The sequence below is a fragment of the Micromonospora sp. NPDC051196 genome (assembly GCF_040682415.1).
In the GTDB taxonomy this organism is placed as follows: Bacteria; Actinomycetota; Actinomycetes; order Mycobacteriales; family Micromonosporaceae; genus Micromonospora.
Genome location: NZ_JBFBAY010000003.1, coordinates 131791 through 157245 on the forward strand (window position 1 = coordinate 131791; position 25455 = coordinate 157245).

Genomic DNA, 25455 nt, shown 5'->3' on the forward strand with positions numbered 1-25455 from the left:
CGCCGGATGCGGATCGGTTCCGGCCCAGGTTGATCGTCACACGCACGGCCGTCGGCCGACCACGGGGACGCCCCGGAGATTGCGCGGCGCCGGATCTCAGGGTGGGGTCAGGGTCGCTTCCTGAGGTCGCTCGGGCACCGGGCACCGCAGGATCGATACATGACCGACGACGCTGCGCAGCCGTACCGACCGAAGCCGACGGACGCGCAGGCGACACCGCCGACCCCGTCGAGCGACGCGCCGGCCGCGTCCACAGCGCCGGGCGCGACAGGGAACGCCCCGGGTGCCACCTTCCCACCACCCGCCGACGGCTCGACCGGTACGCCACCGCCACCCGGTGGCGGCGCGGGCGGGCCCTACGGCGGGGCCGGCTTCACCTCGCGGTACGGGCTCGTCCGCCCCCGCGACGGCCGGTACCTGGCAGGCGTCTGCGCCGCGATCGGCCGGGCCACCAACACCGATCCGGTGCTCTGGCGGGTGCTGCTCGCGGTGCTCGGCTTCTTCGGTGGCATCGGCGTCCTGGTCTACGTCACCGCCTGGTTGATCATCCCGGGCGAGGGCGACACCGCCTCCCCGGTCGAATCGATGCTGGGTCGAGGCCGATCCAGCATGTCCCCGGTCACCGTGATCGTGCTCAGCATCCTGGTCGCGGTGGCGTTCGGCTACATCGTCACCGACGCGTTCCGCGCGGTGCTGCTCGGCGCGGCCATCCTGGTCGGCGGGGCGTTGCTGCTCAACCGTCAGCAACATCAGACGCAGCCCGAGTCGGCACCGCCGAGTCCACCACCCGCCCCGGCCCCACCGGTCAGCTATCCCGCCCAGACCGCGTACCAAACGCCGTACGCCGGTTCCGGCAGCGTCCAGACCACGACCGCATTCCAGCCGTACGCACCGGCGACCGGGCCGGTCCCACCGCCTGGTACGCCGGCACCCGGGCAGCCGGACGAACCGCACCCGTCCCTCGCGCCGTCCTGGCCGACGACGAGCACGCAGAGCGCACCACTGGGCCGGCCGGCGACCGTGCCGCTGCCGCCGACGTACCGTCCCCCGTTCGCTCCGCACGGCCCGTACGCGGGGCGGACCACGCCACCGCCACCGCCACCGCCACCGCCGAAGCCCAAACCGCCGAAGAAACCTCGCGAACGATCCGCCCTCGGCTCGGTGACGTTCTCGCTGATCTTCGTCGCGCTGGGTCTGGTGGTCGTGCTCGACCTGCTGAACATTTTCGGGATCGGTGCCTCGGCCTACTTCGCGGCAGCGCTGACCGTGATCGGTCTCGGCCTGCTCGTGGGCACCTGGTTCGGCCGGGCTCGCTGGCTGATCGCGCTCGGCCTGGTAACCGCTGCCGCGCTGGGGGTGGCCACCGTCGCCGAGTCGTACGACCGGGTCCGTGGCGTCGACGGCGTGGTCACCTGGGCCCCGACCAACCACCGCGACCTGGCCATCCGGTACGAGCAGAACTTCGCCGACGCGGTGCTCGACCTGCGGGCGATCGACTTCGACCAGAAGGACACCGAGATCACCGTCGTCATCAGCTTCGGTGAGGCCACCGTGGTGTTGCCACCGAACGTGGACGTGACCACCGTTACCCAGGCCACCGCCGGTGACGCGAAAATCTTCGGTGAACGGCACGCCTGGGGTATGGACAACCAGCCCAAGGAGATCGTCGACCACGGCTCGGACGGACCGGGCGGCGGAAAGCTACGCCTGAACCTGCACGTCAACGCCGGACACATGGAGGTGACCCGGTGAGGGCCCACCGCACCGACCTGGTGTCGTTCGCCTTCGGGCTGATCTTCCTCGCGCTCGCCGCGTGGTGGCTGCTCGCTCAGGTGCTCGGCCTCGTACTGCCGCCGGTCGGCTGGTTCCTGGCCGGCGGGCTGATCCTGATCGGTCTCCTCGGTCTCCTCGGTGCGCTGCGCTCCAGCCGACAGACCGGCGAGCCGGAGCAACCCCGGTCGGGCGCCGGAGGTGCAGACGCAGCCGGCATCGCCGAGTACGGAGTGCCGGGCACGCCGGAGCGCACGGCGACGCTCGGCCCGGAGCGGCCCACCGGCGATGACCGTACGCTCGACCTGACCGACGGCGACCCACCACCGCAGCGGCGGGGACCGGTCGCCTGACCAGGCCGCAGCGGCGAGGGTCGCTGCCTGACCATGCGGCGGCGCCGGTGAGCCGCCTATGCTGGCCGGTGTGCTCCCGCCTTCGCCGGCCGGCCCACGCCGCGGGGCAACCTGCGCGGGTCACCGGTTCGCGCGGGCCGCTCGCGGCCGGGCCGACCTCGCCGCCGGGCGGTGATCTCGCGTCAGTCGTCTCTATCCCGTCAGGAGCCCGTTCGACATGACCCAGTTCCCCGGCGTGCGTGCCGCCGGCCGGTCCGGCCCGGTCCGCCTCGGCGAGCGTGCCGCCCGCACCCTCGTCGCCGAGCTCGCCCGGATCAACGACCCCAAGGCCGCTCTGCTGGTCGGCGCGGCACCGGAGTCCGCCGTGCTGGCCGCGGCCATCGAAGCGCTGCTGCCTGGCGACACCCTCACCGTGGTGCCGGCCGAGTCGGCCAGCCCAACGGCACTGCGTGAGCACGTCACCGCCCAGGGCGGCTGGGTCGCCGATCGGGTCCGCGTGGTGGACAGCCTCGCCGAAGCCGAACCGGCCGCGGTGGTCGTGGCCGGCGAGGCGCTGACCGGCACCGCCGACGAGGCGCGCGGCACCATCGAGACCCTGACCAAGTACCTGGCCGACGGCGCGGTGCTCAGCGTGGCCACCGCCGTCGGCCGGACCGCCGGTGCCGCCGCCGAGTTGGAGCGTCAGGGTGCGTTGCACGGCGTCGGAGCCGACCTGGTGCTGCGCAACTCCGAGCCGGTACGCGTGTACCGGCTCCGCTTCACCCCGACGGACGCGGCGGCGGCGGAGCGCCTCGCTCCCGCCTACCGCCCGTCGAGCGTCTCGCTGACCCGGGGCATGCACATCGACTCCAACGGAGTGGCCGCCGCCGGCATCGCCCTCGGACTGGCCGCGCTGACCCGGTTGGCCCGGCCGAAGTCCAAGCTGTGGCTGGTACCCGCGCTGGCCGCCGCACCGGTGGCCGCCTTCTTCCGGGACCCCGAGCGGGATGTGCCGGAGGATCCGTCGGCGGTGGTGGCGGCTGCCGACGGCAAGGTCCTGTCGGTGCAGCGGCTGCACGACGAACGCTTCGGTGACGGCGAGTTCCTGCGGATCGCGGTCTTCCTGTCGGTGCTCGACGTGCACGTCAACCGTTCGCCGGTGGCCGGCAAGGTGGTGGACTACTTCGTCGCCGACGGCGGCTTCGTCAACGCGATGAAGCCGGACGCCGAGCACAACGTGGCCGCGTACACGGTGCTGGACACCACGCACGGCACGGTGGTGGTGGCGCAGCGGACCGGCCTGATCGCCCGGCGGATCGTGCAGCGGGCACCGGTCGGCACGCTGCTGGCGCGGGGCGAGCGGTTCGGGCTGATCCGATTCGGCTCGCGCACCGACGTCTACCTGCCCGCGGAGGCTGCAGACCCGCTGGTCGGGCCCGGCGACAAGGTCGTCGGTGGGTCGACCGTCATCGCCCGCTGGCGCTGATCGAAACCGAGAGAAAGGGCGCTGCGGTCGACCGCAGCGCCCTTTCTCTCGTACGTGAATCAGATGGTGCGACGCTGGTGCAGCCAGAGCACCGGCCCGCTGATCAGGTAGCCGACCACGATCACGCCGAAGGTGAGCCGGACGTCGATCAGCGCGCCGATCACCGGAGCGAGCCAGACCCACGGCGGCAGCTTGACCAGCCGGGCGAGCTTGGCGTACGGGAAGCTGCTGACCATGGTGAAGGCGAGCAGCGCCACCCCGGCGATCTGTACCGCGCCGGGCACCGGCAGGCCGATGACCACCATCAGGGCGAGCACAGCCGCCGCCATCGTGGTCGGTACGCCGCAGAAGAAGCGGCCGTCCTGGGGTGAGACGTTGAACCGGGCGAGCCGGATCGCGGCGCAGGCCGCGACGAGCGCGGCGGCCACTGCGGCGGCGGCTGTCGGAACCTCACCGGCGAGCGAGGCGTAGACCACCACGGGCGCGGCGAGGCCGAAGGAGCACATGTCGGCCAGCGAGTCCATCTGGGCGCCGAATGGGCTGGACACGCCGAGCTTACGGGCCAGCGCGCCGTCCAGGCCGTCGAAGGCGACGCAGGCGATGAGGAGGAAGGCGGCGAGTCGTACGTCGCCCTGCATGGCGACGAAGATCGCGTTGATGCCGAGCACCAGGCTGGCCAGTGTGCAGGCGTTGACCAGTGCGAACTTCATCCGGCGAGCCATTGTCCGTTCACCGGGCAGCAACGGAACAACGGTTGCCGCCGGCCCGTCGGCCGCCGGGGCCTCGACCAGTGTGGCCGGCCCGACCGCTGGACTGATCGGGGCGATCGCCTCGATCCGGGTCCGGTGGAACCGCTGAAGGCCGTAGCGACGGCGGGGACGGTCCGAATACCGGGGCTCGGGCAGGGCGTCGGTCACGCCGCGCAGCTCGCCATCTCGGCGGCCGACGCGGACCAGCAGGACCTGACGGGCAAGGGTGCCGCTGCGGCGCAGCGGGCCCGTCCAGCTTCGCCCTGCGGGACGCGGGCTGTCAGTCGTACGACGCCGGCGCCATGGGGCTCTCGGCACGCTTCCTCCATCACCGGATCAGCTGGCCGCCCGTGCGGGGCGGGTGTCCGGCTGTCTCATGCCGGACCGTTCTGGCCCGGCAGCCCATTTTGCGGAGTACACCATCGCATAGGGGGGTGGGGATTGGCGATAGCTGCCGGCGGTACTTATATCTCCCCTAACCACGCGAATCACGCGGTTGTTCCCATCTAGGGCATCATCGCCCGTTCTCCCCCCTCAGCCCTACCTTCGACTGTACCGGAGATCAGCATCCGGGGCCGTCGGGCCATCGCCGGCAGCACGCGTCACCCGGCCGCCGCGAGAGCCCCGGCGGCGATCTCCGTCAACGGAAGTTCGCGCAGCTCGGCTGGGGCGAACCAGGCCGCCTCGGCGGTCGAGCCACCGGCCAGCTCGGTCACCGCCGGCTCGGTCGGCAGGTCGACCAGCACCCGGTAGACGACACGGATGCCATGCCAGTCGATGGGGTAACCCTCCGGACCGAGCGCGGCGGGATTGTGGAAATTATCCACCCCGATGAGTTCGGTCACCCGACCCAGTTGGCCGGACTCCTCGACCAGTTCCCGTAGCAGCGCGGTGACCGGCTGCTCACCATGGTCCGTACCGCCACCCGGCAGATGCCACCGCCCGGCACCCGGGTAGCCGTCCGCGATCAACGCCAGCAACACCCGCCCGGCCGGATCGGTGACCAACCCGTACGCCCCGAAGCGCTGCCGCCGGGCAGCGTCCGGTGGGGCGAAGGGCTCCCGTCGGCGCAGCGCCCCGGACGGCAGCGGTACGACCGGCAGGCCCAGTGCCTCGGCGGTGAACGGCAGCAGCGGCAACCCGGCTGCCTCGTCCGGCGCCAGCCAGCGCGCCAGATCGGTGGTGCCGCCCCGCTCGTCATGCAGCGTGCCACCCACGGCCGTCACGTCGAACAGCACCCGATCCGTGTGCAGGGCCACCCCCAGGTCGGGGTACGGCACCACATCCGCGACCACCGCCCGCAGCCCGGTCACCTCGACGGCCAGCCCGGTCTCCTCGGCAACCTCGCGGAGCACCGCCTGTGCCGGATGCTCGGCATGCTCCAGGCCACCGCCGGGCAGCGACCACACTCGGGGAAAGTCGGCCCGCTCAGACCCTCGAACGAGCAGGATCCGCCCGTCGGCGTCGCGCAGCACGCCGTACGCCCCCACCCGCCGTACCTGTTCCACGCCTCGACCCTAGGCCTCGCCGTGACTGATCATGAAGCCGGCGGCCTGCCGGAGATCGGGAGGCCGCCGACTTCATGCTCGACGGGGACGAACGGGCCGGCTGGCGCCTCAGGTGAGCCGGGCGGCCTGGACGGCTTCGGCGGTCACTTCGGTGAGGCGATCGGTGGGCAGGGCGCCGAGTTCCTCGCGGGCGAACCAGCGGGCCTCACAGGTGGAGCCGCCGACGTCGGCGACCGTGGGCGGAGCCGGCTTGTCGACCACCACCCGGTAGAAGGCGCGTACGCCGTGCCAGTCGATCGGGTAGCCCTCCGGGCCCAGGGAGGCCGCGTCCCGGTGGCTGGCGACGCCGAGCAGCCCGATCAGGCGCCCGGTCTGCCCAGTCTCCTCGACCAGTTCCCGGATCAGCGCGGCACCTGGCTGCTCTCCGTAGTCGGTGCCACCGCCCGGCAGGTGCCAGCACCCCGCACCCGGGTAGCCGTCCGAGACCCGGGTCAGCAGCACCCGACCATCCGGATCGGTGACCACGGCGTACGCGGCGAAGCGCTGGGCCCGGTGCAGGCCGTCCGGGCCGGGTACCGCGTAGAAGGAGGGGAACTCCGGCGGCTCGTCGGGCACGATGTCCGCCGAGGAGGCGGGCAGCCCGAGGGCCCGCGCGGTGAACGCGCGCAGGGGCAACTGCCGGGCCTCGTCGCGGGTGAACCAGCGGGCCAGGTCGGTCGGCCGGTCGACCCGGTCGGTCAGCGAGCCGCCCCGGACCGAGACCTGGTAGACCAGCCGGTCGGTGTGGATGGTGATGCCGCGCTCGGGGAGCGCCCGCATGTCGGCCAGTACGTCCTGGAGGCTGGCGACGGAGACCGACAGCCCGGTCTCGGCGGCGGTCTCACGGACGACGGTGTGCTGAGGATCCTCGCCGTGGTCGACCGCCCCACCGGGCAGGGACCACGTACCGGGTGTGCCGGAGCGCTCCGATGCGCGAACCAGCAACACTCGGTCTACCGAATCAGTACAGACTGCGTATGCCGCGATCCTGCGAAGCGGCTCCAGCATGGTGGTCACGGAGCCAAATTCTCCCCGCGACCCGTTAACGGCGCGGAAAAGAGTCGGATTCCTGACTGATCACTCGCCCCCTAGGCGCAAGTCAGGGTATGGATCCGGGCGGTCACCGAGGTCGATGCGTTTCGGGACGTGGACCGTGGAGGCATGACTTCCACACCGCAGGCCCCGTACAAGCAACTGCGCCGCCCGACCACCGATCGGATGATCGCCGGGGTGGCCAGCGGCCTCGGCCGCTACCTCGCCGTCGACCCGACCCTGATCCGCGTCGCGTTCGCGGTCGGCACCCTGCTCACCGGCGGGATCGCCGCACTGGCGTACCCGATCATGTGGTTCCTGATGCCCGAGGAGCCGGCCAGCGCGCCGGCCTGGCCGCACCCGACGGGCGCCGCGCCACAGGGCCCGGCCGGCGGCCCGCCGCAGCCTGCCTGGCCGGCGGGCCCCACTGCGCACCCGACCGGCCCCACCCCGCATCCGGCGTGGCCCTTCCCCGCGCCCGGCGCACCGGCACCGCAGTACGGTTCCGTGCCACCCGCGCCGCAGCCCAGCCCGGCACCGCAAGCCAGCCCTCAGCCGACCACGCCGGCACCGGCGCCGCAGTCCAACCCGGCCCCCGACACGACGGCCGAGCCGACCGTACGGCTGGCGACGGTCACACCGGAGCCGGAGCCGCGGACGGCACCTCAGCCCCCGGCGTGAGTCGGCGTCACTCCCACTCGATGGTGCCCGGCGGCTTGCTGGTGACGTCCAGGACCACCCGGTTCACCTCGGCGACCTCGTTGGTGATCCGGGTGGAGATCCGGGCGATCACGTCGTAGGGCAGCCGGGACCAGTCGGCGGTCATCGCGTCCTCGCTGGAGACCGGGCGCAGCACCACGGGGTGGCCGTAGCTGCGCCCGTCACCCTGGACGCCGACGCTGCGTACGTCGGCCAGCAGCACCACCGGGAACTGCCACACGTCCCGGTCCAGGCCGGCGGCGCTCAACTCCTGCCGGGCGATGAAGTCGGCCCGGCGCAGCACGTCCAGGCGCTCCTGGTCGACGGCGCCGATGATCCGGATGGCCAGGCCGGGGCCGGGGAACGGGTGCCGCCAGACCATCGCCTCGGGCAGGCCGAGTTGGAGGCCGAGGGTACGGACCTCGTCCTTGAACAGCGTGCGCAGCGGCTCGACCAGGGCGAACTTGAGGTCTTCGGGCAGCCCGCCGACGTTGTGGTGGCTCTTGATGTTGGCGGTGCCGGTGCCGCCGCCGGACTCGACCACGTCCGGGTAGAGGGTGCCCTGCACCAGGAACTCCACGTCCCCGTGCAAGGCGATCTCCCGGGCTGCAGCCTCGAAGACCCGGATGAACTCCCGGCCGATGATCTTCCGCTTCTGCTCCGGGTCGGTCACTCCGGCCAGCGCACCGAGGAACCGGTCAGCCGCGTCGACCACCTTCAGCTTGATGCCGGTGGCGGCGACGTAGTCCTTCTCCACCTGCTCGGCCTCACCCGCACGCAGCAGACCGTGGTCGACGAAGACGCAGGTGAGCTGGTCGCCGACGGCCTTGTGCACCAGCGCGGCGGCGACCGCGGAATCCACCCCGCCGCTGAGGCCACAGATGACCTCCTTGTCGCCCACCTGTGCGCGGATCCGGGCCACCTGCTCGTCGATGATGTTCTCGGGCGTCCAGGTGGGCTCGATCCCGGCGATCTCGTACAGGAAGCGGGTCAGCATCTCCTGCCCGTGCGCGGTGTGCCCCACCTCGGGGTGGAACTGCACGCCGGCCCGGCGGCCGGCCAGATCCTCGAAGGCGGCGACCGGCGCACCGGCGGACTCGGCGGTCACCGTGAAGCCCTCCGGCGCCTCGGTGACACAGTCGCCGTGACTCATCCAGACCGGCAGGTCGGCCGGCAGGTCCCGAAGCAGCACGCCGGGGTCGAGCAGACGCGGACGCAGCGGGGTGCCGCCGTACTCCCGGTTGCCGGTGCGCGCCACCGTGCCGCCGAGGGCCCGAGCCATCGCCTGGAAGCCGTAGCAGATGCCGAAGACCGGCACCCCCGTGCTGAACAGCCCGTCGTCGACCTGCGGTGCGTCGGACGCGTAGACGCTGGCCGGACCGCCGGACAGGATGATCGCGGCCGGGTTCTTGGCCAGCATCTCGGCCACGGGCATGGAGTGCGGAACGATCTCGGAGTAGACCTTGGCCTCACGCACCCGGCGCGCGATCAGCTGGGCGTACTGGGCACCGAAGTCGACCACCAGGACAGGACGCGGCAGGCTCATGTGCAGCAAGCCTACTCACCGTCACCCCCCTTCCCCACCGCACCCCGCACCCACTCCCACCCTTCGCCGATCTTGCACTTCTGGTCGCGCGTACGTGCCCTATACCCCTTATGTCCCGACAGCAAGTGCAAGATCGACGGGCTAGGGGGTGGCGGGGTGGGAGGGAGGGATGGGGGGGATGGGTGGGAGGGGGTGGTACGGGGTGCCTAGGGGTGGGCGGGGGTCGGGGGTGTTCTTGTTGGGCCAGAGGGATAGGGCGCGTTCGGCTTGGGCGGTGATGGTGAGGGAGGGGTTGACGCCCAGATTGGCCGAGATGGCGGCGCCGTCGACGATGTGCAGGCCGGGGTGGCCGTAGACCCGGTGGTACGGGTCGATGACGCCGTCGTCCGGGGTGGCGCCGATCACCGCACCGCCGAGGATGTGGGCGGTCATCGGGATGTCGAACGGCTCGGTCAGCGCGCCGCCCGGCGTACCGTCGATCTCCTCGGCGAGCAGTCGGGCCGCCCGGTTGCCGGCGGGGATCCAGGTCGGGCTGGGGGTGCCGTGACCGGGGGCGGCGACCAGTCGGCGGCCCAGCGGCCCGCGCCGCAGCCGGGTGGTCAGCGAGTTGTCCGCCGACTGCATCACCAGGGCGATCACCGTACGCTCCGACCAACCGCGCACCGACAGCATCCGGGCGGCCTGGCGGGGGTGCCGGACGATCTGGCCGAGCCAGCGACGCACCCGGCGCGGCCCGCCGTCGACCAGCATCGACTGGAGCAGGCCCATCGCGTTCGAGCCACGGCCGTAACGGACCGGCTCGATGTGGGTCTGCGGGTCGGGGTGGAACGAACTGGTGATCGCCACCCCCTCGGTGAAGTCGACTCCTGCGGCCCGGGCCCGCCGACGCGGCACCGAGGCACCGAGGATAGCCTCGGAGTTGGTCCGGGTCAGCTCACCCAGCGTCGGCGAGAGGTTGGGCAGGGCGCCACGATCCCGCATCTCGTGCAGCAGTCGTTGGGTGCCCAACGCCCCGGCGGCGAAGATCACCTGATCGGCGTGGATCACCTGCGGGCGCTTGCGCAGCCAGGCGCCGGTGCGTTCGGTGTGCACGGCATACCCGTCGCCGGACGGCCGCACGGCGGTCACCGTGGTCAGCGGGTGCACCTGGGCGCCGAGCCGTTCGGCCAGCCACAGGTAGTTCTTGACCAGGGTGTTCTTCGCGCCGACCCGGCAACCGGTCATGCAGCCGCCGCAGTTGGTGCAGCCGGTACGCTCCGGCCCGGCACCGCCGAAGTACGGGTCGACCACCCGCTCACCCGGCCGCCCGATGTACACCCCGACCGGGGTGGCGTGGAAGGTGTGCCCCACCCCCATGCGGTCGGCCACCCGCCGCATCGCCCGGTCCGCAGCGGTCATGACCGGGTACGTGGTCACCCCGAGCATCCGCTTCGCCTGCGCGTAGTGCGGGGCGAGTTCGGTTCGCCAGTCGGTGATGTCCCGCCAGTGCGGGTCGGCGTAGAAGGCGTCCAGGGGTTCGTACAGGGTGTTGGCGTAAACCAGCGAGCCGCCACCGACCCCCGAACCGGACAGCACCAGCACCCCGCCGCCGGCCCGCCGGTCGGCCGCCCGCAGCAGGGTGAGCCGTTGCAGGCCGAAGCAGCCCAGCTTCGGGGCCCAGAGAAACCGTCGCAGCCGCCACGAGGTCTTCGGGAACTCGTCGTCGGCGAACCGCCGACCCGCCTCCAGTACGCCGACCGAGTAGCCCTTCTCGGCCAGCCGCAGCGCAGCCACGCTACCGCCGAAGCCCGACCCGATGACGACCACGTCGTACCGCATGCAGGAATCATTACTCGCGGGTAGGCCTCGCGCCAGGGTTGATCAGGAGATCCTGCAGCGCAAACGCGCGTCGGCCTCGTCGGGCCGGGAGACAACCCCGGGGCCGCACCACGGCGTTGGACGTGTATGTCGTAGCCGGTCCATACAATGCGATCGCTCGATGTGAGCGACATTCAAACGGGGAGGCCAACATGAGAACGGCTCGGCTCGTCATGGCCGCGCTGATGGCGCTTACGGTCTTCGCGGTCCCGGCGGCGGCGCAGGCCGCGTCCGGCCCGCAGATTCAGTACGCGATCAGCGAATTCGAGGGAAACACCGGCGTCCTGCTCGTCGGCATCCGGTCAACCGACGGAGTGTCCAGGGTCCACGCCGACGTCAAGAGCAGCACCGGCGAGATCATCGCCTCCACCGACTCGTTCTGGCGCTACCGCGGTGAGCCCGAGGATGAGAACCAGGTCTGGGCCACGCAGGAGCCGTTCATCCTGCCCCAGCTGGGCTACTACCCGGTCGACGTCGAGGTGACCGACACCAACGGCGTCACCACCCGGGTGACGAACGCCGGGAGCCTGGCTTACGTGGTCGTGACGTACATCGACTCGGTCACGGTCAAACCGGCCACGGCGACCTACGAGAGGCGGTCGGTCACCGTGACGGGCGTACTCAAGGGCCGCCAACCCGGCTCGATGGAAATCCGGCGGGTGGCCGGCGCGTCCATTTCCCTGCTGAGCAGCGACTGGCAGGAGGCGACCACCGGCGCAGACGGCAAGTTCACCGCCGTGGTGCCGATCGTCGACAGCGACCGCAGGATCTTCATCAACTACCCGTACGACCCGGCCCAGCCTCACCACCTGTCGTCGTCCTATGACACACCGGCCATCACGATCAAACCGCGTGCGACCAGGGTGACCGCCACGGTCTCGGCCAAGAGGGTGAAGGCCGGCGAGTCGGTCACCGTCTCCGGAACTGCCACGTGGAATACCCCGGACGGCTGGGTGCCGGTCTCCACCGGTCGGGTCAACCTGCTCTCCTGCGATGCCCGGGACTACTGCACCTACCTCGACGGCCTGCCGGTCGCCGCGGACGGCACCTACACGCTCACCGCTACGCCGTATGTGAGCACGACGCTGCGCGCCGCCTACTCCGCGCCGGACCGGCCGGACGGTTACCGGGACCCGTACGTGGCCTACAGCCAGCGGGACGTGGCCGTCGCCGTGCTCCAGCCGTCGTCGATATCGGACTTCACCGCCTCGCGCGAGGCTGACGGTAGGGTGCACCTGCACGGGCACGTCCAGTTCCCGGGATCCATGACGCCGGTGACCATTCCGGTCGAGTTCCAGTTCTCCGAGACCGGCACTGGTGATTGGGTCGCCGTCGGCGACGACGACCAGTCGTACTGGGACGGCATGGGCTACGAGTTCGAGGGCCGGCTGACCGAGAGTCGTTCCGGCTGGTGGCGAGCGCGGTATCCGGGTGACCGGACCGACTTCCAGGCCGCGGTCAGCAAGAAGATCTTCGTGCAGTGACCGTCCGGGCCCCCGGGATTCGCCGGGGGCCCCTACCTCCTCCGGATCACCCTGTTCCGGCTCCAGCACCACCAAGAAAGGTTCCCGGCCTTGAATCTTCGCAGTGGACCTTTCGGTGGCTCGACCCGCTCGTGGCGGGTATGGGGCGGCAACCGGAGGCGGTTGACGCTGGTGCTGGCCGGTCTGGTCACCATCGTGGTGATCACGGTGATCGGTGCGGTGACGACGCGGGGCTCCGACGACAGGCACACGACACCGGCCGCCACCAGCGGCAGCCCGAGCACGTCGCCAAGCATCAGCCCCAGCCCGAGCCCGCCGCCGGGTGCCGACATCACCGGCCCGCTCAACCTGCTGCTTGTCGGCATCGACACCCGGGTCAGCGTGCCGGGCTGGGAGCCGCACGCCGACGCGGTGCTGATCCTGCACGTACCAGCGGGACTGTCCCGGGCGTACCTCTTCTCGCTCCCCCGCGACCTGGTGGTGGAGATTCCGGCGTTCGAGCCCGCCGGCTACCGGGGCGGGCGGACCAAGCTCACCAACGCGATGAGCTACGGCAGCCGGGTACCGGACCGGCCGAAGCAACCGGACCCGGCCCAGGGGTACGACCTGCTGAGCCAGGTGGTCAGCGACTACACCGGGCTGCGCATCGACGCCGGTGCGGTGCTCACCTTCGGCGGGTTCGACGAGTTGGTGGACAGCCTCGGCGGCGTCGACATCAACGTCGACCAACGGGTGGTCTCGCGGCACCGCCAGCCGGACGGCAAGCACCGCTCGCCCGGTCCGGGCGTCGGCGGGTACGTCGGACCGCAGATGGTCTACGAACCCGGCGAGACCCACCTCAACGGCTGGCAGGCGCTGGACTACGCCCGACAGCGCTACCTACCCGGTGGCGACTACACCCGGCAACGCCACCAGCAGCAGCTGATCCGTGCGTTGGTCGGCAAGATCCTCGACACGGACCTGGCCCGCCAACCGGAGCGGGTCGAGCAGGTGGTGGCGGCCCTCGGCGACATGCTGCTCTACGTCGGCGGGCGCCGGATCGTGGAGTTCGCGTACGCCCTCGGCGGGCTGTCCCCCGACGCGCTGACGCTCGTCACCCTGCCCGGCGCGGCGGTCGGTCGGGGCAACGCCTACCGGGGCGAGGAACTGACCCAGACCGGTCGTCGGTTCCTCACCGAGTTGCGGGCCGGCAGGGTCGACGAGTTCCTCGCCGAGCATCCGAAACTGGTGGTGCCCCGCTGAGCGGCGGGTCAGGGCAGGGCCGGTGCGGTGGTGCCGGTCAACCAGGCGTCGAAGAACGAGCCCAGTTGACGCCCGGAGATCCGCTCGGCCAGGGCGACGAAGTCCGCTGTGGTCGCGGTGCCGTCCCGCCGCTCGGTGGTCCAGGTGTGCAGGATCCGGAAGAAGGCGTCGTCACCGACGGTACGCCGCAACGCGTGCACGACCAGCGCTCCGCGCTTGTAGACGGCGGTGCTGAACATCGCGCCGGGGCCAGGATCCAGGGTGCGCCGGGACCAGTCCGTCACGGCGTACTGCTGCTCGAAGGCGCGCTGGGCGCTGCGCCCGCCGTCGTGTTCCTCCCAGAGCCACTCGGCATAGCTGGCGAAGCCCTCGTTGAGCCAGATGTCGCTCCACCGGGCCAGCGCCACGCTGTTGCCGAACCACTGGTGGGCCACCTCGTGGACGACCACGCCGTAGTTCGGCTCGCCGGAGCGGAAGAACCCCGGCCCGTAGACCGGTCGGGACTGCGTCTCCAGCGCGTACCCGATCCTCGGGTCGGCCACCGCCACCCCGCCGTACGCCTCGAACGGGTACGGTCCGAAGAGACCGGCCAGGTAGTCGGCGATCTCGCCGGTGCGTGACAGTGACCGCGCCTGCGGTCCGGTGGCCGGCATGTCGGCGGGTACGGCGGTGACCATCGGCTTGCCGCTGTGGGTGGTGACGTCCACCCGGTAGTCGCCGATCACCAGCGTGCTCAGGTAACTCGCCATCGGTGACCGCTCGGCCCAGCGCCAGGTCGTCCACCCGTCGGCCGTGGTCCGCTGCCCCGGCACGCCGTTGCTCAACGCGGCGAGCCCCTCGGGAACGGTCACCTCGATGTCGTAGGTCGCCTTGTCGGAGGGGTGGTCGTTGACCGGGAACCAGGTCGCCGCCGAGTACGGCTGGCCCAGGGCGATCGCCCCGTCGTCGGTGTGCTGGAAGCCACCGCTGCCCAGCACGCCGTCGGTGACCGCCTCGGGCACCCCGGCGTAGCTCACCTCGACGGTGAACCGGCTGAGATTCTCCAGCCTCCGGCTAGGGGTGACGACCAATTCACCGTCGGCCTGCCGGTGCTCGGCGGCGGCGCCGTCCACGGTGACCGAGTCGACCGTGAGACCGCTCAGGTCGAGGTTGAACCGGGAGAGGTTCTGCGTGGCGGTCGCGGTGACCTCGGCCCGCCCGGTGAGCCGGTCGTCAGCCGGGTCGTAACGCACCGCCAGCCGGTAATGGTCGACGTCGTAGCCGCCGTTGCCACTGCCCGGCACGTACGGATCGGCAAGGTCCACACTGCCAGCCCGGAACCCGTCGGCACTCTTTCCGGTGCAGCTGACCAGAGCGACCGCAGCCACCACCGCAACCGCCACCGCCCTCACATGCTGCCGCCCCACCACCCTGCCCACCCGCCGAGCCTACCGCCGCCCGCTCCGCCGATCATGCAGTTGTGGTCGGAGCGAAACACCCGGAACCAGCATGAATCGGCGACCACAAGTGCATGATCGACGCAGCGAGGGCGGGGGCGGGGGCGCGCGGGGCGGGGGCGGGCGGGGCGGGGGTCAGCGGTCGAGGACTAGGCCTACCTTTTGGAATTCTTTGAGGTCGCGGTAGCCGCACTTGGCCATGGCGCGGCGGAGGCCGCCGAAGAGGTTGAGTTGGCCGTCGGGCTCGTCGGCGGGGCCGAACAGGAGGCGTTCCATGGAGCCGAGCGGCTCACCGGCGGTCTCGAAGGCACCCCGGGGCAGTGAGGGGTGGCTGGCGGCGGAGTGCCACCAGGCGCCGCCGGCCGGCGCCTCCTCGCAGAGCGACAGCGGCTCGCCGAGCATCACCGCGTCCGCGCCGCAGCCGAGCGCCTTGGCGATGTCACCGGAGGTGCGGATGTCACCGTCGGCGATCAGGTGCACGTACCGGCCGCCGGTCTCGTCCAGGTAGTCCCGCCGGGCCGCAGCGGCGTCGGCGATCGCCGAGGCCATCGGCACCCGGATGCCGAGCACCGACTCGGTGGTGGACCACTCGTCGCCGCCGATGCCGATGATCACGCCAGCCGCGCCGGTGCGCATCAGGTGCAGCGCGGTCTTGTAGTCGGTACAGCCACCGACGATGACCGGCAGGTCGAGATCGGCGATGAACTCCTTGAGGTTGAGCGGCTCGTCGGTGGTCGAGACGTGCTCGGCCGAGACGATGGTGCCCTGGATGACCAGGATGTCCACGCCCGCGTCGAGGATCACCGGGGCCAGCGCCAGGGTGTGCTGCGGGGAGACCCGCACCGCCACCGTGCCGCCGCCCTCACGCAGCTCACGGACCCGCTCGGTGATCAGATCCGGCCGGATCGGCTCGGCGTACACCTCCTGGAGCCGCTTGGTGGCGCGGGCGCCCTCGCCCAGGTCGCCCAACTCCTCCAGCACCTTGGTCGGGTTCTCGTAACGAGTCCACAGCCCTTCGACGTTGAGCACGCCGAGGCCGCCGAGCTGGCCCAGGCGCACCGCCGAGGCCGGGCTCATCGTCGCGTCGGAGGGGTGCCCCACGCAGGGGATGCCGAACTGGTACGCGTCCAACTGCCAGCCGGTGGAGACGTCGTCCACGTCCCGGGTCCGGCGACTCGGCACGATGGCGATGTCGTCCAGGTGGTAGCCGCGCTGCGCGGTCTTGCCCAGCCCGATCTCGACCACGTCACGCATTGGGGCACTCCAGGTGTGTTCGGGGGTGAGGGAGGGGTCAGCGGGTGTGGTAGTTGGGTGCCTCGACGGTCATCTGGATGTCGTGCGGGTGGCTCTCCTTGAGCCCGGCCGCAGTGATGCGGATCAGCTGGCCACGCTGGTGCAGCTCGCTGATGCTCTCCGCGCCCGCGTACCCCATCGCCAGCCGCAGCCCACCGACCAACTGGTGGGCCATCCGCGACAGCGGCCCCCGGTAGGGCACCTGACCCTCGACACCCTCCGGGACCAGCTTCTCGTCGCTGGTCACGTCCTGCTGGAAGTAGCGGTCCTTGGAGTACGACTTCGCCTGCCCACGCGACTGCATCGCGCCGAGCGAACCCATGCCCCGGTACGCCTTGAACTGCTTGCCGTTGACGAAGATCAGCTCGCCGGGGCTCTCCTCGCAGCCGGCCAGCAGGCTGCCGAGCATCACCGTGTCGGCCCCGGCGACCAGCGCCTTGGCGATGTCGCCGGAGTACTGGATGCCACCGTCACCGATCACCGGCACACCGGCCGGTCGGGCCGCCCGGGCGGCCTCCATGATCGCGGTGATCTGCGGCACACCGACACCGGCCACGATCCGGGTGGTGCAGATGGCACCCGGGCCGACGCCCACCTTCACCCCGTCGGCGCCGGCGTCGACCAGCGCCTTCGCCCCGGCGTAGGTGGCCACGTTGCCGCCGACGATGTCGATCGCGACATCCTTCTTGAGCCGGCTGACCATCTCCAGCACGGCCCGCTGGTGCCCGTGCGCGGTGTCCACGATGAGCACGTCGACGCCCGCGTCGACCAGCGCCCGGGCCCGCTTGTAGGCGTCCTCGCCGACCCCGATCGCCGCGGCCACCCGCAGCCGGCCGGCGTCGTCCTTGGTGGCGTTCGGGTACTGCTCGCTCTTGGTGAAGTCCTTGACGGTGATCAGCCCGCGCAGCTTGCCGGAGCCGTCGACGATCGGCAGCTTCTCGACCTTGTGCTGGCGCAGCAGGCCCAGCGCATCGTCCTTGCTGACCCCGACCGACGCGGTGATCAACGGCGCCCGGGTCATGATGTCGCGCACCGGCGTGGCCGGGTCGGAGACGAACCGCATGTCCCGGTTGGTGACGATGCCGACCAGCTGCCCCTCGGCGTCCACCACCGGCACGCCGGAGATCCGGTAGCGCCCACAGAGCTGGTCGACCTCGCGCAGGGTGTCGTCCGGGCTGGCGGTCACCGGGTTGGTGATCATGCCGGACTCGGAGCGCTTCACCAGGTCGACCTGGAGCGCCTGGTCCTCCACGGAGAGGTTGCGGTGCAGCACACCGATGCCGCCCTGGCGGGCCATCGCGATCGCCATCCGCGCCTCGGTCACCGTGTCCATCGCGCTGGACAGCAGCGGAATGGAGAGGGTGACGTTGCGGGTCAGTCGGGTGACGGTGTTCACCCGACTGGGGACGACGTCCGACTCACCCGGTTGGAGCAGCACGTCGTCGAAGGTCAGCCCCAGCGGCACCACCCGGGCCGAGCCCGCGGGCAGCTCGGGCAGGTGGCCGCCCAGCTCGCCAGCATCGGTGCCGGCGGAACGGTCGGTGTGGGGCGAATTCTCCACGATTGCTCTCCTGAGCTGCTCGAACGGGCTTCAGTGAGGGTGTGTCAGAGGCACCGGCGAAGGCCGGGCAAGGATGAGTCAGCCCCATCGTACCTAGTGGCTCCGGTGACACCCGCGTGCGCCGGTCCACGCGGCGAGGTGACGGCCGAGCCTGGCTTGCTCGACGGGGGACGGGCATCGGCGGGTGCTTAGGTCTACGGTGAGGGGGTGCAAGACGAGCCCATCGACCCGTTCACCGGTGACCCGGCCGATCCGGCAGCCGGCCTGGACGACCCCGACCCCGACGCCTCGCTCGACCCACTGACCGACGTCGAACGCCAGGACGTGCTGGAGGATCTCGCCGACCTGGAGATCTACCAGGCGTTGCTGGCGCCGATCGGGGTACGCGGGCTCGTCATCGAGTGCGAGGACTGCCGGGAGCCACACTACTTCGACTGGGATCTGCTCCGAGGCAACCTGCGGCACCTGCTCAGCTCCGGGCGTCCCCGGGTGCACGAGCCGGCCTTCGATCCGGACCCGGACCACTACGTCACCTGGGACTACGCGCGCGGTTACGCCGACGGCGTGCACGACACCCTGAGCGAGGGCACCGAGGACGAGGCCGCCTCCCGGGACTGACCCGCCCCGCTCCACGTACGTACGGCGACCGGAGGGCGCCCACGGCGGCCAGAGCGCGCGTCTGGAGCGCGCTCGCGGCACGCGCGGCGGTGGACGGTCGGCGGTCAAGCGGACGGGTCGACGGTCAGGCGACCAGGCCGGCACGGAAGCCGGCGGCCACCGCGTGGGCCCGGTCCCGGGCCCCCAGCTTGCGGAACAGCCGACGGGCATGGGTCTTCACGGTGTCCTCGGAGACGAACAACTCGCGGCCGATCTCGGCGTTGCTCTTGCCCTCGGCCATGCCGAGCAGGACCTGCAACTCGCGTTCGGTGAGCCCGACCGTGGACCGGTCGGCACGGGCCGGCGGGGCGGTGTCGCCGGACTCGGCCTCGGCGTCCGGCTCGGCTGGGTCCTCGCCGCGCTGCACCGGCACCATCGCCGGGCCACCCGCCGCGTCCACCGCCGACCAGGTCGGTGAACTCTCGCCGGCGGGCCGGCCGTTGGGCGCCGGCCGGGTCGGACTGCCCACCGCCGCGGTGTCCCGGGCCGGATCCGCGATCCGGTGCCGGTTGGCCCGGCCGGGCGCGGCCAGCAACAGCAACGCCTTGGCGACCGCGCTGGTCAGGTCATGGTCGACGCCCTGGATCAGCCCACGCGCGCCGGCGTGGATGGTCGCCGCCGCCGCTTCGGACTCCTCCATGCCGAGCAGCAGCACGGCGGCCTGCGGCGCACGAGCCAGCACCCGCCGTACGAAGCCGGCGCTGTCCGGGCGGGTGAGCGCAGTGTCGGCGAGCACCACGTCGGCGGGACGCTCGGCCAAGCGCAGCATCACCTCGGGATCGGAGACGGCCGTCCGAACCGCACCGGACAAGCCCAACCGCGCCGCTGCAGAAGTCAAATGCTGTGCAGCGAGCGGGGTCCGAACGCACACAAGAACGGTACGCACAACGATCTCCTCTCCGCAGACGAGCAGACCATGACCGGGCATCCTCGGGAGGAGGTTCCGGGCAATCCTCCCAACTTTTCCGACAGATAGGGCATTTGCCCCAGCACGCCGGAGCTTTTGGATCAAAGGACGTGTGAGCCGAGACCGGTCCGGGTACCGAGGGGCTCAAGGCCGGGAACGGTGCCCTGCGCGGCCCGCCGCCCGGACAGCCGGCCACAAGCATCTCGCGGTGCCGCGCGAGAGGAGGGGTGCTGATGTCGAACGTACGTAGACTGCCCGGACCCATCGTCGACCTCTGGGACTGGCAACGGCTGGGCGCCTGCCGCGGCCGGGACAGTGCCCAGTTCTTCCACCCGGACGGCGAGCGGGGCTCGTCGCGGCTGCGCCGCGAATCAGGCGCGAAGGCCGTCTGCCGCGCCTGCCCGGTACGGGCCGAGTGCGCCGCGCACGCCCTGGCCGTTCGGGAGCCGTACGGGGTGTGGGGCGGCTTCAGCGAGTCCGAGCGGCTGCGGCTGCTCGCGGTCGGCTGGGAGGATCTCGCCGACCGCCGACAGACCCGCGTCGACATCGCCCGGCTGGAGGCCCGGCTGGGCAGCAGCCACCGGTCGACCGTCCCCACCCAACGCAACGTCGCCTGACGCAACCAGTAGCCAACGCTGCGTCGCCGGAGGCACCAGAAGCCATCCCTGCGTCGCCGGACGCACCCAGAAACCAGCGCTGCCGCGCCCCGGTCGGGGCGCGGCAGTGTGCTGCCCAGCACCATGGCCGGATATCACCGTCCCGTTCCGCCGGGTCCGGGCCCTCAGCGAGGACGGTCACGAGGAGTTGGTGCGATCCGCGATGCGCGCGGAGCCGGAACGGCAGCGGCCCGCGTCCTGCGCGGAGTTGGCCGCGCTGGTGGACTGGGTACGCGCGCAGGCACCGGAAAGCTGCCACGCGGCCGGCGGGTGCTCCGGGGGAGCGGCGCACCCGCCGTACCGTGTCTCGGACGGCTCAGAAGCCCGGGCCGTGCTGGTGGCTGTGACCGTGACCGTGGCCGTGACCACCCGCGGCCGGCTCCGGCTCCGCGGGCTTCTCCACCACGAGGCTCTCGGTGGTGAGCAGCAGGCCGGCGATGGACGCGGCGTTGGTGACCGCGTTGCGGGTCACCTTCACCGGATCGATGATGCCGGACGCGGTCAGGTCCACGTAGTCGCCGATGGCGGCGTCGAGGCCGTGGCCCCACTTGCCCTCGGTGACCTTCTGCACCACGACGTAGCCGTCGTGCCCGGCGTTCTGCGCGATCCAGCGCAGCGGCTCGACCAGCGCCTTGCGCACGATCGACACGCCGACCTTCTCGTCGCCGGTGAAGCCGAGGTCGTCGTCGAGCACCGACAGGATCTGGGCCAGGGCGGCGCCACCGCCGGGCACCGTACCCTCCTCGACCGCAGCCTTGGTCGCGGCGATGGCGTCCTCGATGCGGTGCTTGCGCTCCTTCATCTCGACCTCGGTGGCCGCCCCAACCTTGACCACGGCGATGCCGCCGGAGAGCTTGGCCAACCGCTCGGCCAGCTTCTCCCGGTCCCAGTCGGAGTCCGAAGCCTCGATCTCCTTGCGGATCTGGGCGACCCGGTCGGCGACCTCGCTGGCCTGGCCACCGCCGTCGACGATGGTGGTGTTCTCCTTGTCGACCACGATGCGCCGGGCGCTGCCGAGCACCTCCAGGCCGACCTGGTCGAGCTTGTAGCCCAGCTCGGGTGCGACCAGCTCGGCACCGGTGAGGATCGCCATGTCCTGGAGCATCGCCTTGCGGCGGTCACCGAAGCCGGGCGCCTTGACCGCGCAGACCTTGAGGGTCTTGCGGATGGAGTTGACCACCAGGGTGGACAACGCCTGACCCTCGACGTCCTCGGCGACGATCAGCAGCGGCTTGTTGTTCTGGAGGACCTTCTCCAGCAGCGGCAGCAGCTCCTCGATCGCCGAGATCTTCTGCGTGGTGATCAGGATGTACGCGTCCTCCAGGACCGACTCCTGCGCCTCCACGTCGGTGACGAAGTTCGGCGAGATGAAGCCCTTGTCGAACTGGAGGCCCTCGGTGACGTCCAGTTCGGTCTGCAGCGCCGAGCCCTCCTCGACGGTGATCACACCGTCGCGACCGACCCGCTCCATCGCCTCGGCGATCAGCTCACCGATGGTGGAGTCCTGCGCCGAGATCGTCGCCACGTGCGCGACGGACTTCTTGTCGGAGACCTCGACGGCCTTGCCGAGCAGCGCCTCGGAGACCTTGGCCGCAGCGGCGTCGATGCCCCGCTTGAGGCCGGCGGGGTTGGCGCCCGCCGTCACGTTGCGCAGGCCCTCGCGGACCATCGCCTGTGCCAGCACGGTCGCGGTGGTGGTCCCGTCGCCGGCGACGTCGTTGGTCTTGGTCGCCACCTCCTTGACCAGCTGCGCACCGAGGTTCTCGTACGGGTTGGTGAGCTCGATCTCCTTGGCGATGGTCACACCATCGTTGGTGATCGTCGGCGCACCGAATTTCTTGTCCAGGACGACGTTGCGCCCGCGCGGCCCGAGGGTGACCTTTACCACGTTCGCGAGCGCGTTGACACCGTGCTCCAGCTGGTGCCGGGCGTCGTCCGAGAAGCTCAGGATCTTCGCCATGTATGTCCCTTCGAAGCGACGTTGCCCCGGCCCGGCGAGCCGGACCGGGGCAACGACACTGATCGGTTGCTTACTTCTCGATGATCGCGAGGACGTCGCGGGCGGAGAGCACCAGGTACTCCTCGCCGGCGTACTTGACCTCGGTGCCGCCGTACTTCGAGTAGAGGACGGTGTCGCCGACCTTGACGTCCATCGGGATCCGGTCGCCGTCGTCGTCGAAACGGCCAGGGCCGACAGCGAGGACGGTGCCCTCCTGCGGCTTCTCCTTGGCGGTGTCGGGGATCACGATGCCCGACGCCGTGGTGGTCTCAGCCTCGTTCGCCTGGACCAGGATCCGGTCCTCGAGCGGCTTGATCGCAACCTTGGTCGCGGTAGTCACGGGCATACCCTCCTGGGGTACTTGGTTTCGTTGCCGGTCGGCGTGCCGATCGGCGTCAATCTGCCACATGCCACCGGGCGGGGCCGTCGTCGCGGGTGCCGGTCCGCCTGGCGTTCAACACCCGGACGCAGGCCCGAGCGTTGGCACCCTCAGGGTGAGAGTGCTAATCGCAGGTTATTCCTCGGCTAGCACTCCGTCAAGGAGAGTGCCAACGCCACACGCTCGTGTCGCCACCTTTCCGACACCCACGCCACCTCTTCCCCACTCCTGCGCCAGGGATTACCGCAACATGCCGGTCCTGTCTTCCGCCCGGCCATCCGATTCCCTACGTTGCGGCACGACCACATCACGGAGGGAGACGGCATGGCCGACGTACCAACTCTGGGGTTTCTCCGGGACCAGTTGCGCCGGGCCCGCAAGACGCGCGGGCTCAGCCAGGAAGACCTGAGCAAAATGATCAACTACGCTCCGTCGTCGATCAGCGCGATCGAGACGGGGCAGAACCAGCTCAGCGCGGACTACCTGGCCCGATTCGACAAGGTGCTGGAGACCGGTGGCCTCTTCGTCGGAATGCTGGAGCTGATCCGCCTGCATGCCGAGCCGGACTGGTTCCGGCCGTGGGGTGAGATCGAGCGGGAGGCCGTCTCGCTGCGCTGGTACGACCCGGCCGTGGTGCCGGGTCTGCTCCAGACCGAGACGTACGCGCGAGCGATACTCCGCGCCGATGCGCTGCTGACCGACGAGCAGGTCGAGAAGCGACTGCTGGCCCGGATGGCTCGGCAGGAGGTGCTCGCTCGCGACGAGCCGCCGCAGCTCATCGCGATCCTGGACGAGCAGGCGCTGCGCCGGCAGGTCGGCGACCGGGCGACCATGCACGAGCAACTGGAGCACCTGCTGGCCGCCTGCGCCCGGCCACACATACAGGTACGGGTCATTCCGGCCGAGACCCCGTGGTACATCGGATTGAACGGCCCCTTCGTGCTGGCCCGGCTCGCCGACGGCACCGAGGTGGCCCACCTGGACAACCAACGCCGGGGGCACACCGTGGACAGCCCGAACGACCTTGCCGCCCTGGGACGGGGTTGGGAGACTGTGGCCGGTGAGGCGCTGCCGCACCGGCAGTCCGCCCGCCTGATCGAGGGAGTGGCGAAGTCATGGACCTGACCCGTGCCACCTGGCGCAAATCCTCCCGCAGCAACAGCAACGGCGGTGCCTGCGTCGAGGTCGCCGACAACCTGCCCGACCTGGTCGCCGTACGCGACAGCAAGGACCCGACCGGCCCGGTGCTGGCCTTCAGCCCGGCCAGTTGGCGCGCCTTCATCACCTCCCACCACCGGTCCCGGGTGTCGGGAGTGTGATCGACACCGTTACGCCGAAGTAGGGGTAACCCACTCGCCCGGATACCGCCATTCCGGCGCGACCGTGATGATCAAGCTAGCCGAGCAGGGCAGGGCCGTGCTGGGCCGGGCTGGGCCGGGCTGGGCGGGTGGGGGCGGGCTGGGCGGGTGGGGGCGGTCGGTGGGCCGGGGTGGGCCGGGACAATGGGCGGGTGGATCTGGAGCAGCTGGCGGAGTTGCGTACCGCCGAGGGGTCGGCCGCGCTGGCGGCGGCGGCCCGGTTGGCCGGCGGTGATCCGCTGGCCGCGGCGGCGGCGATCCGCTCAGCGGGGGTGCCGGCCGGGTTGGCGGCGGCGGCGCTGACCCAGGCGGAGCTGCGCCGCCGGGCGGCGGGCAAGTTCGGGCCGGCGGCGAGCGGCATGTTCTTCACCCGGCCGGGCCTGGAACAGGCCACCCGGGGGGTGGTCGCGCGACGCCGCGCGCACCGGCTGCGCGAGGCCGGGGTGAGTAGCCTGGCCGACCTGGGTTGCGGGTTGGGGGCCGACGCGCTCGCCGCCGCCCAGGCCGGCATCCGGGTGTACGGCGTGGAGGCCGACCCGCTCACCGCCGCGCTGGCCGAGGCGAACGCGCAGGCCGCCGGGCTGGCCGAGCTTTTCACCGTCGAGTGCGGCGACGCGACGGCGTTCGACGTGACCCGGGTCGAGGCGGTCTTCTGCGATCCGGCCCGCCGCCGGGCCGGGACCGGACGCCGGATCTTCGACCCGAACTCGTACTCACCGCCCTGGGACTTCGTCACCGGGCTCGCCGAACGGGTATCCCACACGGTGGTGAAGGTGGCGCCGGGTCTCGACCACGCCCTCATCCCGGTCGGCGCCGAGGCCGAGTGGGTCAGCGTCGGCGGCGACCTGGTCGAGGCCGCGCTCTGGTGCGGCCCCCTCACCGAAACCCCCCGTCGCGCAACTGTGTTGAAGGAAGGGCCCCCTGTTAACGCCTCAGGTAGTGAAGGGGCCCCTTCTTATCACTTCGTCGACGGCACGAGCGTGCACCAACTCGTCGGATCGGGCCGGAACGAGGCGCCGGTCGGGCCGGTACGCCGCTTCGTGTACGACCCGGATCCGGCGGTGGTACGCGCCCACCTGATCGCCGAACTCGCCGCCGACCTGGACGCCTCGCTGGCCGATCCGAGCATCGCCTATCTCTACGCCGACACGCCGACGCCGACGCCGTACGCCCGCTGCCTGGAGGTGACCGACGTGCTGCCGTTCTCGCTCAAGCGCCTGCGTGCGCTACTGCGGGAGCGCCGAGTCGGCCGGGTGGAGATCCTCAAGCGTGGCTCCGCGCTGGAACCCGAACGACTCCGGCACGACCTGCGCCTGGCCGGTGACCAGCCGGCGAGCCTGGTGCTGACCCGGGTGGCCGCCGCCCCGACGGTGCTGGTCTGTCAACCGGTCCACTGAACCCGACGGTGCGGGTGCACCGCCGAAGGCCCGGAAAGCCGCTGGCCGGGACAACGGGTCGGGACTAG

20 protein-coding genes and 2 pseudogenes are annotated in these 25455 nt (G+C 71.2%); 11 read left to right on the top strand and 11 right to left on the bottom strand.

Annotation, left to right across the window (positions count from 1 at the left end; genetic code table 11):
• Window positions 1-159 precede the first annotated feature (159 nt).
• From AB0M35_RS08920 to AB0M35_RS08930, 3 genes and pseudogenes are all read left to right on the top strand, one after another.
• Entirely contained in the window at window positions 160-1752 is a 1593-nt protein-coding gene (locus AB0M35_RS08920; RefSeq protein WP_363743302.1) for a PspC domain-containing protein, read from the top strand.
• Window positions 1749-1931 (top strand): annotated as a pseudogene (locus AB0M35_RS08925) (hypothetical protein); the annotation flags it as partial. The gene AB0M35_RS08920 and the pseudogene AB0M35_RS08925, both read left to right, overlap by 4 nt.
• Before the next feature lie 409 nt (window positions 1932-2340).
• On the top strand, window positions 2341-3588 hold the full coding sequence (locus tag AB0M35_RS08930) for a phosphatidylserine decarboxylase (RefSeq protein WP_363743305.1): 1248 nt from the start codon (window positions 2341-2343) through the stop codon (window positions 3586-3588).
• A gap of 59 nt (window positions 3589-3647) precedes the next feature.
• Here AB0M35_RS08930 and AB0M35_RS08935 read toward each other — a convergent pair whose 3' ends face one another.
• The 3 genes from AB0M35_RS08935 to AB0M35_RS08945 form a co-directional block, all read right to left on the bottom strand.
• Window positions 3648-4580: a CDP-alcohol phosphatidyltransferase family protein gene (locus AB0M35_RS08935; RefSeq protein ID WP_363743813.1), complete on the bottom strand. Its 933-nt coding sequence runs from the start codon at window positions 4578-4580 to the stop codon at window positions 3648-3650.
• Window positions 4581-4939: 359 nt separating this feature from the next.
• On the bottom strand, window positions 4940-5845 hold the full coding sequence (locus tag AB0M35_RS08940; RefSeq protein WP_363743307.1) for an NUDIX domain-containing protein: 906 nt from the start codon (window positions 5843-5845) through the stop codon (window positions 4940-4942).
• 108 nt (window positions 5846-5953) lie between these two features.
• Window positions 5954-6901 carry an NUDIX hydrolase gene (locus AB0M35_RS08945; RefSeq protein WP_363743309.1) on the bottom strand — a complete coding sequence of 316 codons (948 nt, stop codon included), beginning with the start codon at window positions 6899-6901 and terminating at the stop codon, window positions 5954-5956.
• Between the two features lie 144 nt (window positions 6902-7045).
• On the opposite strand from AB0M35_RS08945, the pseudogene AB0M35_RS08950 reads away from it, so the two are divergent.
• A pseudogene (locus tag AB0M35_RS08950) lies at window positions 7046-7285 on the top strand (PspC domain-containing protein); the annotation flags it as partial.
• Between the two features lie 319 nt (window positions 7286-7604).
• Here the strand turns inward: AB0M35_RS08950 and guaA are convergent.
• Together guaA and AB0M35_RS08960 are read right to left on the bottom strand one after the other, a co-directional pair.
• On the bottom strand, window positions 7605-9161 hold the full coding sequence (gene guaA / locus AB0M35_RS08955) for a glutamine-hydrolyzing GMP synthase (RefSeq protein ID WP_363743311.1): 1557 nt from the start codon (window positions 9159-9161) through the stop codon (window positions 7605-7607).
• A gap of 141 nt (window positions 9162-9302) precedes the next feature.
• The gene (locus tag AB0M35_RS08960) at window positions 9303-10979 is read right to left on the bottom strand and encodes a GMC family oxidoreductase (RefSeq protein ID WP_363743313.1); all 1677 of its coding nucleotides are present in this window, start codon (window positions 10977-10979) and stop codon (window positions 9303-9305) included.
• Between the two features lie 191 nt (window positions 10980-11170).
• Between AB0M35_RS08960 and AB0M35_RS08965 the strand changes: the two genes are divergently transcribed.
• Complete coding sequence (locus AB0M35_RS08965; RefSeq protein WP_363743315.1) at window positions 11171-12502, top strand: hypothetical protein; 1332 nt, start codon at window positions 11171-11173, stop codon at window positions 12500-12502.
• 90 nt (window positions 12503-12592) lie between these two features.
• Window positions 12593-13744: an LCP family protein gene (locus tag AB0M35_RS08970; protein WP_363743316.1), complete on the top strand. Its 1152-nt coding sequence runs from the start codon at window positions 12593-12595 to the stop codon at window positions 13742-13744.
• A gap of 8 nt (window positions 13745-13752) precedes the next feature.
• Here the strand turns inward: AB0M35_RS08970 and AB0M35_RS08975 are convergent, their stop codons facing one another.
• From AB0M35_RS08975 to guaB, 3 genes are all read right to left on the bottom strand, one after another.
• On the bottom strand, window positions 13753-15126 hold the full coding sequence (locus AB0M35_RS08975; RefSeq protein ID WP_363743814.1) for a M1 family metallopeptidase: 1374 nt from the start codon (window positions 15124-15126) through the stop codon (window positions 13753-13755).
• Between the two features lie 189 nt (window positions 15127-15315).
• A complete protein-coding gene (locus AB0M35_RS08980; protein ID WP_363743318.1) occupies window positions 15316-16434 on the bottom strand; it encodes a GuaB3 family IMP dehydrogenase-related protein in 1119 nt (372 codons plus the stop codon).
• Window positions 16435-16471: 37 nt separating this feature from the next.
• Window positions 16472-18034, bottom strand: a complete 1563-nt coding sequence (guaB, locus tag AB0M35_RS08985; protein ID WP_363743320.1) for an IMP dehydrogenase — start codon at window positions 18032-18034, stop codon at window positions 16472-16474.
• Between the two features lie 207 nt (window positions 18035-18241).
• Here guaB and AB0M35_RS08990 point away from each other — a divergent pair, with 207 nt between their 5' ends.
• Window positions 18242-18652 (top strand): DUF5319 domain-containing protein, encoded by a 411-nt coding sequence (locus AB0M35_RS08990; RefSeq protein ID WP_363743322.1) that lies wholly within the window; start codon window positions 18242-18244, stop codon window positions 18650-18652.
• A gap of 124 nt (window positions 18653-18776) precedes the next feature.
• Here AB0M35_RS08990 and AB0M35_RS08995 read toward each other — a convergent pair whose 3' ends face one another.
• Window positions 18777-19577 (bottom strand): response regulator transcription factor, encoded by an 801-nt coding sequence (locus tag AB0M35_RS08995; RefSeq protein ID WP_363743324.1) that lies wholly within the window; start codon window positions 19575-19577, stop codon window positions 18777-18779.
• A gap of 254 nt (window positions 19578-19831) precedes the next feature.
• Here AB0M35_RS08995 and AB0M35_RS09000 point away from each other — a divergent pair, with 254 nt between their 5' ends.
• Window positions 19832-20215: a WhiB family transcriptional regulator gene (locus AB0M35_RS09000; RefSeq protein WP_363743326.1), complete on the top strand. Its 384-nt coding sequence runs from the start codon at window positions 19832-19834 to the stop codon at window positions 20213-20215.
• 355 nt (window positions 20216-20570) lie between these two features.
• Here AB0M35_RS09000 and groL read toward each other — a convergent pair whose 3' ends face one another.
• Together groL and groES are read right to left on the bottom strand one after the other, a co-directional pair.
• A complete protein-coding gene (gene groL, locus AB0M35_RS09005) occupies window positions 20571-22214 on the bottom strand; it encodes a chaperonin GroEL (protein ID WP_363743328.1) in 1644 nt (547 codons plus the stop codon).
• A 70-nt stretch (window positions 22215-22284) separates the two neighbouring features.
• Complete coding sequence (gene groES, locus AB0M35_RS09010) at window positions 22285-22599, bottom strand: co-chaperone GroES (protein ID WP_193386273.1); 315 nt, start codon at window positions 22597-22599, stop codon at window positions 22285-22287.
• 357 nt (window positions 22600-22956) lie between these two features.
• On the opposite strand from groES, the gene AB0M35_RS09015 reads away from it, so the two are divergent.
• The 3 genes from AB0M35_RS09015 to AB0M35_RS09025 all read left to right on the top strand — a co-directional run bounded on the left by AB0M35_RS09015 (window position 22957) and on the right by AB0M35_RS09025 (window position 25387).
• Entirely contained in the window at window positions 22957-23757 is an 801-nt protein-coding gene (locus AB0M35_RS09015) for a helix-turn-helix transcriptional regulator (RefSeq protein ID WP_363743330.1), read from the top strand.
• A complete protein-coding gene (locus AB0M35_RS09020) occupies window positions 23748-23951 on the top strand; it encodes a DUF397 domain-containing protein (protein ID WP_363743332.1) in 204 nt (67 codons plus the stop codon). The genes AB0M35_RS09015 and AB0M35_RS09020 overlap by 10 nt, the downstream gene beginning before the upstream one ends.
• Window positions 23952-24142: 191 nt before the next feature.
• Window positions 24143-25387 carry a methyltransferase domain-containing protein gene (locus AB0M35_RS09025; RefSeq protein WP_363743334.1) on the top strand — a complete coding sequence of 415 codons (1245 nt, stop codon included), beginning with the start codon at window positions 24143-24145 and terminating at the stop codon, window positions 25385-25387.
• Window positions 25388-25455: the final 68 nt, after the last annotated feature.